The organism is Mesorhizobium sp. 128a (assembly GCF_053848025.1).
In genome coordinates, this window is the sequence record NZ_JBSPKY010000018.1 from 72,244 (window position 1) to 84,702 (window position 12,459).

Consider the following 12,459-nt stretch of genomic DNA (forward strand, 5'->3'; position numbering starts at 1 on the left):
GTTAAGGTTACCAAAGCGTTTCACCTTTGTATGCGGGGGCGCCAGTAACCATTCGTCGCGTTCGGACTGGCGCTTGCGGGAGTTTTTGTTCTATTCAGGGACAGGTTTCAGGTCGGTTCGGCTGCCGCGGGGACCAGGCCATTGCCGGTCGTCACAGGAGCCGAACTTGGATGACAACATAAGCGACAACAAAGCCGCAATGGCTGGGAGCGGCAATCCGGCAGCCGACATGCGCATGTCCATCCCCGCGCTCGCCAGGAGCGGGGCGGTCGCTGGTGTGATCAAGCTCACCAGTGCCGGCCTGTCGTTCCTGATGTTCGTGGCCGTGGCGATGGTGATGGACGAGCGGCAGTTCGGCCTCTACAGCGCCACCTATGCCGGCGCCAGCCTGGTTTCCTTCTTTGCCTCGGTCGGCCAGCAGAGCACAGTGCTCAGATTCTGGCCGCAATATGTCGGCCTCGGCGACCTCAACTCGGCACATGGCATGATGGCACGCGCCATCGTGGTGGCCCTGATGGGGCTTGTCGCCTCCAGCCTGCTCATCCTGGTGGCGGGTTTTTTGCCGTTCGCCAGCAGCGGCACGCCGGAGTGGCTTTCGCTATGCCTGGCTGCCGCGGTGCTGTCGCTCTCGCTCGGCTGGTCGGAATTCACCTCCGGCGCTTTCCGCGCCAAGAATGCACTCATTTACGGCCTGCTGCCGCGCGACATCATTTGGCGGGCGGCGACCATTGCGGCCATGCTCGGCTGCCGCCTCCTGCATGTCGAGATGGGTGCGGTCGCAGCGACCTTTCTGACCGCCGGGCTGCTCATCGTTTCGGTCGTGCCGCAGACGATGCTTCTGCTGCGCGACACGTCGCGCGCCGAGCGTGGCCCGCTGACGGAAGACCAAAAAAGCGAATTCAAGACGGTGACGCTCGGCCTGTGGGGCGTCACCTCGCTGCCGCCGGCGCTCGGCCAGGTCAGCACCTTGCTGGTGGCCATGATCCTGGGGCCGGTGCCGGCCGGTGCCATCTTCGTCGCCGACCGCACCACGCGGTTCGTGGCCTTGGCGCTCAACGGCATCAACCAGGCGCTGGCGCCGCAGATTTCAAGCGCCTTCTACAGCGGCGACAGGGCGCATGTGCAGCGCATCACCAGCCTTGCGGCGCTTGGCAGCTTTGCCATTGCGCTCTGCGTGCTGGCGGCGTTCTGGCTTTTCGGCGGCTTCATCCTGTCCATTTTCAATTCGGCCTATGACACGCCGACCATGCGTACGACGCTCGTCATCTTCGGCATCGGCGCGACCTTCGCCACCGCTTGCGGTCCGATCGAGATACTGCTGCAACTGACCGGCCTGCAGCATGCGCTGTTCAAGGTGCTGATCGTCGTCAACGTGCTAGGGCTCGCCGCGACGGCTGCGACGACCTACTATTTCGGGCCGGTCGGCGCGGCGGTCACTATCGCCGGAACGGTGATTGCCTGGACTGCCATCGCAGTCTCGATCGCACGGCGTCGAATAGGCATAAACCCTTCCATCTTCGGCCTCGCGATGAGCAAGGCGGCAGCCGTTTCCCGCCCTGTGCTTAGAGACCGTACGTGAAGATCGTGCAGGTCCAGACGCAGGCAGAGGCGGCCGGCGCGCAACGCGTTTCCGACATGGTGGGTGAAGGATTGCGGGCGCGTGGTCATGATGTCCGCACCGTCTTCATGTACCGCAAGACCGACGCCTTCGACCACGACGCCAGCGCCGATTTCATCCTCACCGAGCCGCCAAAAGGCTTGCGGGGACAAATCCGGGCGACCATCGGACTGGTGAGATATCTGCGCAAGGCGCGGCCGGATGCCGTCATAACCTATCAGCACTATGGCAACATCTTCGGCACGATCGGCGCGCGACTGGCCGGGGTCAGGCACATCGTCGCCAACCAGAGCGGCGCACCGCACACCAGTGGCACCATGGGCCTGCTCTCGCAGATCGACAAGCTGATGGGCGTGACCGGCCTTTACCACGCAAACATCGTCAACTCGGCCTGGACCGAGGCGCAATTCGATCGCTATCCGCAGGCTTACCGGCGGCGTCTCCATCGCATCGATCATGGTGTTCCGGCACCGCGTGAGCAATTCGACAAGGCGGCGGCGCGTGTCCGCTTCGGCTTGCCAGGCAATGCATGGCTTGCCGTCTCGTCCGGGCGGCTGACACGGACGAAGAACCAGATCGCGCTAGTCGGGGCACTTGAACGGTTGTCCGACATCCACATAGCGCTTGCCGGCGTCGGACCGGAACTGGAGGCGCTCGTCACCTTTGCCAGGGAACGGGGCGTGGCGGACCGGTTGCATCTGGTCGGTGAAGTTCCGCCGGCACAGATTTTCGAATTCCTGGCGGCAGGCGATGTCTATGCGTTCCCGTCGACGAGCGAGACCTTCGGTCTTGCCTGTGTCGAAGCGGCGATTTCCGGGCTGCCGGTGGTGGCGAGCAATCTTGCCGTGATGCGCGAGGTGCTGACCGCGCAAGACGGCGAACCGGCTGCGATCTTCGTGGAGGCCGACGCCACCGGAATGGCCACGGGGCTTGCCGAGATGATCGCCAAGCCGGAGCTTATGGCCAGGCTTTCGGCGGCCGGGCGGCGGCTCAAGGACAAGTACTCGCCGGCCCAGATGTGTGCCGGCTACGAGGCGCTACTGCTGTCCTGAACGCTTCCGCACCGCCGCGATCCCGTCGATCACTTCCAGCCTGCCGGCGCGGTTGAGCGTGTGGATTTTCGGGTATGGCCAGTCGCCGTCGGCGATGATCGGCCGGGGTGCTGAAAGCCGCACCGTGTGCCGGTCTAGCTGCAACAGCTCGGACAGGCCGAGGCCGCCGCCATAGCCGACCGTTCCATCCTGGACGGGAAGGACGACGCGTCCGTTTGGGCCGCGAACGAAAGCGCCGCCCGGACGCGCCATGCGGTGGTCGATCAGGATCGGATTGCCGGCATGCGGCGTCCAGGGGCCGGTGAGGGCGGGGGCTGAAAATACCACCAGCGTATCGGAGGTGCTGCCGTAGCCGTCGCGATCGGTGGCGAACAGCCAGAGCAGCCCGTCATGCCCGAGCAGGGTTGCGTCGGAAATCTCGCCCTCGACCAGCACGGTCTCAGCGGTCCAGCGGTCCGGAAAGCGGGAAGCGCGATAGAGGGTGAGCTTGCCGCTGGTGCTGGCTTCGGGAAGCATCCAGATCACCCCGTCATGCTCGAACACCTGGGGATAGGAGAGGTGGTGCGGTTCCTCCAGCACCACCCGTGGCGCCTCGGGAACGCCGTTCGCACCAAAGGCAACGACCGAGATGACAGCCTTGCCGGTGGCATGAGGATAGTCCTCGACGAACAGGAACGACCGGCCCTGCCATTCGAAGGGGAACGGATCGGCGTAGAAATGGTCGCCGGGGTCGGGCAGCACCGACCAGCCGCTGCCCAGCCTGCCGGTTTCCGCGACGCCGGGGGCATCGGCAAAGCGGTAGCCGACCCGCCAATGCGCGTGGCGATAGCTGGCGCGCCGGATGATTTCACGGCCAAGCCGCGGCAGCGCCGAGCCGAGATAGTGGGGCAGGAATTGCGTCGCCGGACTGCTACCGGCTTCAGACGACGGTTCATTCTGCATGGGCCGACTCCCGGCAAAAGCCTTCGCGAGCGAGACGATCAGGGTGATGGCGCGTGCAAGCACATCTTCCGTACCGAGCGCCACCGATTCTCGCTTGTCGACCATCGGCCGTGCTTGGCCGACCACTTTTCCATCAAGGACGGCCTCGATCACAGGCAACTTTCCGCGCGCGATCGCTGTTGCCACTGCAAGATCGGACCGAGATCCGTCGAACAGGAGGCCAATGGTTGGAACATCGGATCGCGGCGCATTGCCGGCAAGGTCCAGCCTGAGCGCTACCGGCCGGCCGGCCGGCTGAACCGGGATCTCGTTCAGCGCTGCGGCCAGATTCGGACGGCGGCGCCGAAACAGGCGCTGTTCGAAAGCGAAAGCGGCTTTGGCCGACCCTGACCAGCCCGGCATTCCCGGTTGCTGCAGCACGGCAACATCGTGGCCGTCCGACTGAAGCCGCTCGACGACAATCTTCTGCCACAGGCGCGGTCCAGATTGCGGAACAATGACGTCGATTGCCAGCATGTCGTACCAGTTCGCGCTTGTATCGGGACCCGGCCTGGACATTTGAAAAGCTATGACCGGTACGTACAAATGACTGACCGAAAAAACTTACCTTGCCGTTACTTGGAGGTCTGGCCGTCCGCTTTATGGGAAGATCTTGACCAATCCTGCCGACCAGCCGCCGGATGCTGGATTGACCAGAGATATGCAACCAGCGCCTGAGGTCCTGTATATACCAAGTTTCCAACATTCCATGCGTCGACCTTGACGTGGAAGGCAAGACAGCGTCGATAGACCATGCCCAGCCGGTTCGGACCATAAATGTTTGAAGTCACTGTCGAGGATTCGTTCGATTTTCGTTCGAAGGAATATGCCGAGCTTTTCGCCAGCTCGGCTGCGACTGCTTTTCAGCACCCCATTTGGCTCGCCCTGCTGTACGAGAAGATCGTCGGGCAGGGTGCGGCCACGCCGCTGATCATCGTCGTGCGCATAAGCGGAAGACTGGCGATGGTCCTGCCGCTGGTCAGGCGTCGCTACACGCTCTTGAAAGTCGTGGAATTCGCCGACATGCGTGTTTCCGACTACATATCGCCGGTCGCCGACGAGGAGACGTTTTCGCGAATCGTGGCAGACGGCCCCACAGTGGCCGCCATCCGAAAACATCTGAAGCCCTATGATCTGCTGCGCATCGGCAAGCTGGCCGACCGCTCGCTGGCAATCGAGCGCCTGTTTGGCATCGACCAGCGTGAGAGCATGGGCATGAGCGCCTATTCCAGCAAGCTGGAAGCGACATTCGCGGCGTGGCGCGAACACCAGCTCGACAATTCCTATCGCAAGGAACTCGACAAGAAGTCGCGGCAGCTCGGCCGGATGGGCCAGGCGCGTTTTGAATGTTCCGATAGTATCGACGCCATCCGGACGACATTCGATGCGCTCAAATTGTACCGCGGCAAGCGCTTCGACGGCAGCGACGGCCCAGCCGACCTGTTGCAGTCGCCGTCCTACTTCGAGTTCTATACGGCTGTGGCGGCCGAGGGATGTGGCGGCTTTGCGCGCACCTACACGTTCTGGATGGATGATCGTGCGATCGCCGGCGCCCTCGGTCTCGCACATCGCGGCTCGCTGCTGGTCATTCTCGGCGGCTTCGACGAGGCGGGTTACAGGAAGCAGTCGATCGGCAGCCTCATGTTCGAGCAGATCGCCCGCGACTGCATCGAGCGCGGCGACCATTCGCTCGACTTCACGATTGGGGATGAGCCCTACAAGGTTACCTTCGGTGGCCGGCCATCGCCGATGTGGCAGATTTTCAGGGCCGGCAGCCCGCTCGGCTATGCCGCGCACGTGACCGTCGAGAAACTGCCGGCGGCCAAGGCTCTGGCGCGACGGTTGGTCGGTGCGCATGGCAAGAAGCCCAAGCCCGACCGTACCGTGGTGCCGCAGGCGCCCAGCGATGAGGCGGCTGGATCCTGAACGTCCGAATGCCTGCGATCAGGTCGCGGCTTCGATACCGGGCTTTCTGAAACCGCGCAGCCTAGCCGCGAAGGCGGGGCTGAGATTGGTGATCTTCTGCATCACGCGACGACGGCTGAAATGAAGCTGCCGGTGCGCGCGCCAGCGCAGATCGGTGTCGATGGTCAGGCTGCGGCGGAACTCAGCCATGTGCAGACCATGTTCATCCATCGCCAGCTTTGCGGGATCGTCGTAGAACGTCGCGATCTTGGCCGCCGTCATCCCGGGCGAAGCCATCCACCGCGGCACATGCACCGTGCACAACCGCTCGACATCGGTGAGCAGCCGACTGACGCCGGTACCTGCGGCCGGACAGGATGTCTGATAGGCATCGCCGATCAAAACGACCCCATCGCGCACGCATTTCTGCGCCACGGTGATGTCGGTGAGCCAGCTGTCGACCCGGTTGATGACTTCGAAATCGCCGAAGGCGTTGACCAGCCCCGGCAGCGTGTCGATGAGCGTTTCCCGCGGACGTTCGCGCAGCGCTTTCACCCAGGGATCACGGTGATCGCGAAAGACGAACAGATTGGCGCGCGTGACGTCGGCGGCGGGAAACAGGTTGAGGTAATCGATCCCGTCGGAGACCCCGCCGTAATAGGTGAGGGCCGGGTGCTTGAACGCGCTTGCTCCCACCGGGCGCAGATTGAATCCGAAGGTCAGCGACTGCTTCTGATGGACGAAATGGCGCTCGATGCCGAGGTCGCGTTTCAGAATGTCGCCCATGCCGGTGGCCAGCACGAGCAGCCGCGCCGTCACGTCGTGGTGGTCGAGGATCGACACACGCTGGCGGTCTGTTCCTGTCTCCAGCCCGTTGACGCGGCCGGAAATGAAGCGAACGCTTTCGGGCAGTTCGGCGCGCATGGCGGCAACGAGGTCATCGTAGAAAATTCCGTAGTGGCGCGCATGCGTGCGATCGAGAAAGCGTCCCCTGCGGATGTTGACGATCTCATCGAAGACCACGGCCGCCGTCGAAAGCTTGTCCAGAAGGCCGAGCCGACGCAGTTTTTCAATCTGGTCGCCGGCGACTTTCTCGACACGGAATTCCCTTGGGAAGACCGAATGGCGATCGATCAAGATGACGCTGTAACCGGCCCGTGCGAGCACATTCGCCGCAATGGTGCCGGAAAGTCCGGCGCCGACGATGGCGATCTCGGCATCGGTCCCTTCGGGCAGCGGAATGTGGCGATGCTCGGCCGTCATTTGGAGTACCTCAATATGGCATAGACGGCACGGGGACTGGTCGTGAAGTAGCGCCAGAAAAGCCGGCGTGGCTCCATCATCACACGCCAGAGCCACTCGAAGCCAGCCTTCTGCACCCATAACGGCGCGCGCCGGACCTTGCCGGCGATATGGTCGAAAAGCCCGCCCGACGTCTTGATCAGGCCGACATTGTGGAGCCGCGATGCATAATCGCGGATAAAGATCTGCTCGCGCGGCACGCCGAGGCCCAGCCACAATATGTCGGGCGCAAGCGCGTTGATCTCGTCGAGTTTCCTTTCGAGTGCCTGGCCGGTCAGAAAGCCGTGACAATTCCCGGCGATGCGCAGGCGGGGGAATTTGGCGCTGATGCGGGCGACAGCTTTGTTGTTCTCCGCCTCCGTCGAGCCCAGCAGGTAGAACGTCGCACCTTCCTGTTCGGCGAGCTTGGCCACATCGTGGAACAGGTCCGTGGTGGCGACCCGCTCTGGCAGGTGCAGGCTGCACAGCAGGCGCGAGGCAAAAACCAGCGGCTGGCCATCGGCGAAGATCTGGTCGGCCTGGCGAAATATCCGGGCGACTTCCTTGTCCTGCCCCACCTGGGCGATGACATCGCCATTGGCGGAGGTGAAATAATAGGGGCGGGTGTTGGGCAGGTGACCGCGCGCCGACGTGATCATCAGCCGGGCGGCGTCCTGCCGGTCGATCACGGTGATCGGCAGGCCGCCGAGCACAACCGTCGGCAAGGCGGGAAGCTGCGCGCCGGTTGTCACGCCTGCAGGTCCGATCTCGCCAAGCGAACGGGGATGGGAAGCCTCACCTGTTGCGGATGCCTGGGCGCGCGGCGAATCCGCTTCGCGGATCGCGCTCGTACCCCCTTGAGACTTTTTTGAAACGTCGCGCATCGTGTGGAAATAACCCATTTCGAAGTATTCTAAGTAAACGGAGGGGAAAGTTAAGCGATACGTTAATAGTTAGTTAACGCGTGAATTTTTCATAAAATATGTAGATAAATCAATGCATTGCTTTGCTGCTGCGAAGCGCTGTCCAAATCGCGAAGATCGAACCATTCCAGGCCAAGGTTGCTTTTTGGCCCTGCAGCATGAAAATCCAATGGGATCAACGCGCTCTTTGCGTTTTATCGGCCGACAGAATTCGATGGCGGTGTGGGGGAGTTTGGCGTTGCGACCGCTTGCGCAGCCGCAGGACGACATCGAAATGTCAACGCCGCCTGCGTCAAGAAAAGGCCGATGAGAGCCGCGTTTCCGTCGTGTTCCCTGGACAGCGATTGCTTTAGATTGGAGGTAAGAGGCGTTAACCGATCCGATGCTTGCAAGCAACCGCCGCTAGTAAACTATGTATTTCTGGTTGCATTTACTTGCAGGCATTATCCTCGTGCCATGCGTCGAGAATTCGACGCCGCTGCTTGTCGCAACCTGCTTCGCTCTGTTGGCCTGCCCGCGATACCGGTCGCCGAAGGGCAGGCGCGTCGTGAGGCAGGCGGGCCGAAAATCCTTCCGGCCTATCCCTGGGACGGATGCCCATTGCGGCGGGAATGCCTTATCGTCGAGTGCGGCGCAAGCGCCAAATCCTGTGGACCGGCTTGATTGAAATGCTGCTTGATTCAGGCACCGCGTCGGAGGATACCGAATGGATCAAGCATGGAGTCCAGTTTGCCAGCCGTCGTTTCGCAACCGGTCGCCGCCCTTTTGACGCGGGCAGCGATCTTTCTTGTCGTTACGCTCAAATCCGATCCCGAACACGACGCGACCGCACGCGGCTTGTGTGCCGATCTTTCCGCACTCAAGCGCGCGGTCGGCTTTCGTGACCTCGAGGGCGGGTTGTCCTGTGTCATGGCAATTGGCTCCAACGCATGGGACCGTTTGTTTGCAACCCCAAAGCCCAGAGATCTGCATCCGTTCCGCGAGATCCGAGGTCAGCATCACGCTGTTTCGACGCCCGGCGACATGCTGTTTCATATCCGTGCGGCGCGAATGGACCTCTGCTTCGAACTGGCGACGCAGATCATGGCGCGGCTTGGCGGCGCCGTCGCCACAACGGACGAGGTGCAGGGCTTCAACTATTTCGACAACCGCGATCTGATCGGTTTCGTCGACGGCACCGAGAACCCGGTGGATCAGGGCGCAATCGACGCCACGATCATCGGCGAGGAGGATCCCGGCTTTGCCGGCGGCAGCTACGTGATCGTGCAAAAATACCTGCACGATCTGGCGCGCTGGAACGAGGTGCCGGTGGCGGAGCAGGAAAAGATCATCGGCCGGACCAAGCTTTCCGACATCGAACTGGACGACGCGGTCAAACCGACATCGGCGCACAATGCGCTGACCTCGATCACCGAGGATGGCGAAGAGCTGGAAATCCTGCGCGACAACATGCCGTTCGGCGATGCGGGGAAGGGCGAGTTCGGCACCTACTTCATCGGCTATGCCCGCTCGCCGCGCCGCATCGAGCAGATGCTGGAGAACATGTTCATCGGCCGGCCGCCGGGCAATTACGACCGGCTGCTCGACTTCAGCCGCGCGGTGACCGGCTCGCTGTTTTTCGTGCCGTCGGCGACATTCCTCGACGATGTTGCGGCGGATGCGGCCGTTGCTCCGCTGTCCACCCAGCCCGAGACAACGGATCAACCCCAGCAGAGCCCGCGCGATGGCTCACTCGGTATCGGATCTCTCAAGGATGTGAGGCAGACATGAACACGCTTTATCGGGAACTCGCTCCCATCTCGGACGGTGCTTGGGCGCAGATCGAGGACGAGGCGTCGCGTACCCTCAAGCGCCATCTGGCGGCTCGGCGCGTGGTCGATGTCGTCGGCCCGAAGGGTTTTGAGCTTTCGTCCGTCGGCACCGGCCATCTCAAGCAGATCGCAGGCCCGGGCGAAGGGGTGGAATCGGCGCAGCGCGAGGTGCAGGCGCTGGTCGAATTGCGGGTCCCGTTCGAACTGACACGCCAAGCGATCGACGATGTCGAGCGGGGCGCCACGGATTCGGACTGGTCCGCGGTGAAGGAAGCGGCGCGCAAGATTGCCTTCGCCGAGGATCGCTCGGTGTTCGACGGCTACGCCGCCGCCGGCATCCAGGGCATTCGCGAAGGCACCAGCAATCCGGTGGTGGCATTGCCGGGCAATGTGATGGGCTATCCCGAAGCGGTCGCCCAGGCGGCCAGCCAGTTGCGGCTAGCCGGCGTCAATGGTCCCTACGCACTGGTGCTGGGTGCGGCGGCCTATACGGCTGTCAGCGGCGGTAGCGACGAGGGTTACCCGGTCTTCCACCATATCGAACGCATGGTCGATGGCGGCATCATCTGGGCGCCGGCCATCGAAGGCGGGTTTGTGCTCTCGACGCGCGGTGGCGATTTCGAGCTCGATATCGGCCAGGACCTGTCGATCGGCTACCTCTCGCATTCCAGCACGAGCGTCGAACTTTATCTGCAGGAGACGTTCACCTTCCGGCTGCTGACGTCAGAGGCCTGCGTGACCCTTGCCCCGCCGCGAGAGTGACCGCGAAGTCGCAATGGCCTGGCCGCAAGATCGGCCGGGGTATCACTCGGTGAAGGAACCGTCCTTGTGGCGCCATGCATCGAGAACCTGATCTGCCACGGCAAGCGGCTGTTCGGCGCCCGCTCCGGTGTGCCGATACACGACCGGGCGCCGGCGATGCGGCCCAATGAGGTCGGCCTTGCGATGGTGGAGCGTTTTGCTTCCCGACTCGGCAGATTGCCGGGATAGGGGCTCTGTCCCTACGGCGTCGACCGCCGCGTTGATGGCGCGAGCAATTGCGATCAGAAACGCTCGCGATAGGCGCGCGGGTTGGTGCCCAGGACGCGCAGAAAGCCGCGCCGCATCGTTTCTTCCGAGCCGAAGCCGCAGCGGCGTGCCGTCTGGTTGACGGGCTGGCCGCGCTCCAGCATCCGTCGCGCCGCCTCGATCCGGATCTCCTCGATCGCGCGGGCGGGTGTGCGGCCCGTCGCCTCGTGATAGCGCCGCGAGAAACTGCGCGGGCTCATATTGGCGTGGTCGGCCAGCTGCGTCAGCGACAGGTCGCCGGCAAGATTTTCGAGGATCCAGCCATGCAGCCGGTCGAAGCGCCCGTCGCCCTCCTGCAGCTTGAGTGTCTGGCTGAATTGCGCCTGGCCACCGGGACGTTTGAGGAAGACCACCAACTCGCGCGCCACTGCAAGCGCCGTGTGCCGGCCGAGGTCGGCCTCGACGAGGGATAGGGCGAGATCGATCCCTGCCGTTACGCCGGCCGACGTCCAGACATTGCCGTCACGAATGAAGATCGGATCGGGCTCGAGGCGGACCGCCGGAAAGCGCCGGGCGAACTCCGCGCAGCGTCCCCAATGGGTCACCGCGCGACGGCCCTCGAGCAGGCCCGCCTGCGCCAGCAGCATGGCGCCGCTGCAGACGGATGCGGTTCGCGTGGCATCGCGCGAGCGGCCAGCGATCCATTGGACCAGTTCGGCATCGTCGCAGGCCGCGTTGACGCCCCATCCGCCAGGCACGACCAGCGTGTCGATCTCGCCTCCCTGCGCCGGCAGCGCCGCTGCCTCCAGGACGAGGCCGGCCGATGTGCCGATGCGCGGCGAGGCCGCGACGACCGTGACCTCGTAGGGTGCTGGTTCGCCGGCCTGCCTCTTGAAGTCGTTGGCGCTGGCAAAGACTTGAAGCGGTCCGCTGACGTCGAGGAGCTGGACGTCGGGATAGGCAAGCACTTCGATGCGGCGCATTGGGTTTGGCCTGAAACGAGGGGTGAATGGCAATTACGCCAAAACATGATGGCCTAGATTGCCGGAAGTCAACCCACGGAGATTTTCCATGCCCCTTCGTTTCGGCATCCTCGTATTTCACAACGTCCAGCAGCTCGACCTCACCGGCCCCTATGAAGTCATGGCAACAGCCAAGGGCGCGGAAGTGGAATTGATCTGGAAGGATCGCAATCCGGTGATGTCCTCGACGCGGCTGTTGCTGACGCCGACGGCGACCTTCGACGATTGCCCGCCTCTCGATGTGCTGTGCATTCCAGGGGGAGGCGGCGTCAACCCGCTGCTGGAGGACCAGGCAGTCCTCGATTTCGTCTGGGAGCGCGCGGCGCAAGTGCGCTACATCACCTCGGTCTGCAGCGGCGCCTTGGTGCTCGGCGCGGCCGGGCTGTTGAAGGGCAAGCGAGCGACGACGCACTGGTATGCGCATGATTTCCTTGAAGAGTTCGAGGCGATCCCGGTCGATGCGCGCATCGTGGAGGACGGCAAGCTGATTACCGCCGGCGGCGTCACCTCCGGGATCGATTTCGGCCTGGCGCTGGTTGCACGGCTGCTTGGACAGGAGGAGGCCGAGATCGTGCAGCTCTCGCTCGAATATGCCCCGGCTCCTCCTTTCCAGTCGGGCACGCCTGCTGAGGCTTCGTCTGCCGTGCTGGCGCAGACAAAGGACCGGCTTTCGGCCTCGAGGCGGGTTCGGGAAGAAATGTTCGCCCGCTGGCGCGAGGCCCGCGCGGCCTCCGCACCGGCGCGCATATATGGCTGAGGCGGCAGGGCCGAAGGCGCATATCGCTGCCCTTCGGCCCTGCCGCGTTTCCCCTGTTGACACCTCCTGTCATTCATGCAGAAATTGGTTGGACCATTGAA

Annotated in this window: 11 protein-coding genes; 7 read left to right on the forward strand and 4 right to left on the reverse strand. The window is 63.3% G+C overall.

The genetic code is table 11. From position 1 onward, the window contains the following. The first annotated feature begins 166 nt into the window (after positions 1-166). Positions 167-1,579 (forward strand): lipopolysaccharide biosynthesis protein, encoded by a 1,413-nt coding sequence (locus ACWTU9_RS25695; RefSeq protein ID WP_455860752.1) that lies wholly within the window; start codon positions 167-169, stop codon positions 1,577-1,579. Beyond that, entirely contained in the window at positions 1,576-2,670 is a 1,095-nt protein-coding gene (locus tag ACWTU9_RS25700; RefSeq protein ID WP_455860753.1) for a glycosyltransferase family 4 protein, read from the forward strand. The genes ACWTU9_RS25695 and ACWTU9_RS25700 overlap by 4 nt, the downstream gene beginning before the upstream one ends. Here ACWTU9_RS25700 and ACWTU9_RS25705 read toward each other — a convergent pair. Continuing rightward, positions 2,656-4,170 (reverse strand): glucosamine inositolphosphorylceramide transferase family protein, encoded by a 1,515-nt coding sequence (locus ACWTU9_RS25705; RefSeq protein WP_455860754.1) that lies wholly within the window; start codon positions 4,168-4,170, stop codon positions 2,656-2,658. The two genes, ACWTU9_RS25700 and ACWTU9_RS25705, sit on opposite strands and share 15 nt — an antisense overlap. A gap of 258 nt (positions 4,171-4,428) precedes the next feature. Between ACWTU9_RS25705 and ACWTU9_RS25710 the strand changes: the two genes are divergently transcribed. Next, positions 4,429-5,577, forward strand: a complete 1,149-nt coding sequence (locus ACWTU9_RS25710) for a GNAT family N-acetyltransferase (RefSeq protein ID WP_455860755.1) — start codon at positions 4,429-4,431, stop codon at positions 5,575-5,577. 18 nt (positions 5,578-5,595) lie between these two features. Here the strand turns inward: ACWTU9_RS25710 and ACWTU9_RS25715 are convergent, their stop codons facing one another. Continuing rightward, entirely contained in the window at positions 5,596-6,819 is a 1,224-nt protein-coding gene (locus ACWTU9_RS25715; RefSeq protein WP_455860756.1) for an FAD-dependent oxidoreductase, read from the reverse strand. After that, a complete protein-coding gene (locus ACWTU9_RS25720; RefSeq protein ID WP_455860757.1) occupies positions 6,816-7,589 on the reverse strand; it encodes a WecB/TagA/CpsF family glycosyltransferase in 774 nt (257 codons plus the stop codon). The genes ACWTU9_RS25715 and ACWTU9_RS25720 overlap by 4 nt, the downstream gene beginning before the upstream one ends. A gap of 888 nt (positions 7,590-8,477) precedes the next feature. Here ACWTU9_RS25720 and ACWTU9_RS25725 point away from each other — a divergent pair. From ACWTU9_RS25725 to ACWTU9_RS25735, 3 genes are all read left to right on the forward strand, one after another. Then, entirely contained in the window at positions 8,478-9,530 is a 1,053-nt protein-coding gene (locus ACWTU9_RS25725; RefSeq protein ID WP_455860758.1) for a Dyp-type peroxidase, read from the forward strand. Continuing rightward, a complete protein-coding gene (locus tag ACWTU9_RS25730) occupies positions 9,527-10,333 on the forward strand; it encodes a family 1 encapsulin nanocompartment shell protein (RefSeq protein WP_455860759.1) in 807 nt (268 codons plus the stop codon). The genes ACWTU9_RS25725 and ACWTU9_RS25730 overlap by 4 nt, the downstream gene beginning before the upstream one ends. Positions 10,334-10,399: 66 nt before the next feature. Further along, positions 10,400-10,561, forward strand: coding sequence for a hypothetical protein (locus tag ACWTU9_RS25735; RefSeq protein ID WP_455860760.1), 162 nt, complete (start codon positions 10,400-10,402; stop codon positions 10,559-10,561). A 53-nt stretch (positions 10,562-10,614) separates the two neighbouring features. Here the strand turns inward: ACWTU9_RS25735 and ACWTU9_RS25740 are convergent, their stop codons facing one another. Then, on the reverse strand, positions 10,615-11,562 hold the full coding sequence (locus ACWTU9_RS25740) for a GlxA family transcriptional regulator (protein ID WP_455860761.1): 948 nt from the start codon (positions 11,560-11,562) through the stop codon (positions 10,615-10,617). 88 nt (positions 11,563-11,650) lie between these two features. On the opposite strand from ACWTU9_RS25740, the gene ACWTU9_RS25745 reads away from it, so the two are divergent. Beyond that, the gene (locus ACWTU9_RS25745) at positions 11,651-12,358 is read left to right on the forward strand and encodes a DJ-1/PfpI family protein (protein WP_455860762.1); all 708 of its coding nucleotides are present in this window, start codon (positions 11,651-11,653) and stop codon (positions 12,356-12,358) included. Positions 12,359-12,459 lie beyond the last annotated feature (101 nt).

What these genes read in the sequence shown, in the direction of transcription:
- ACWTU9_RS25705 (WP_455860754.1), bottom strand. Translation starts at nt 4,170, where the DNA reads ATGTCCAGGCCGGGTCCCGATACAAGCGCGAACTGGTACGACATGCTG.
- ACWTU9_RS25725 (WP_455860758.1), top strand. Translation starts at nt 8,478, where the DNA reads ATGGAGTCCAGTTTGCCAGCCGTCGTTTCGCAACCGGTCGCCGCCCTT.
- ACWTU9_RS25710 (WP_455860755.1), top strand. Translation starts at nt 4,429, where the DNA reads ATGTTTGAAGTCACTGTCGAGGATTCGTTCGATTTTCGTTCGAAGGAA.
- ACWTU9_RS25745 (WP_455860762.1), top strand. Translation starts at nt 11,651, where the DNA reads ATGCCCCTTCGTTTCGGCATCCTCGTATTTCACAACGTCCAGCAGCTC.
- ACWTU9_RS25730 (WP_455860759.1), top strand. Translation starts at nt 9,527, where the DNA reads ATGAACACGCTTTATCGGGAACTCGCTCCCATCTCGGACGGTGCTTGG.
- ACWTU9_RS25715 (WP_455860756.1), bottom strand. Translation starts at nt 6,819, where the DNA reads ATGACGGCCGAGCATCGCCACATTCCGCTGCCCGAAGGGACCGATGCC.
- ACWTU9_RS25740 (WP_455860761.1), bottom strand. Translation starts at nt 11,562, where the DNA reads ATGCGCCGCATCGAAGTGCTTGCCTATCCCGACGTCCAGCTCCTCGAC.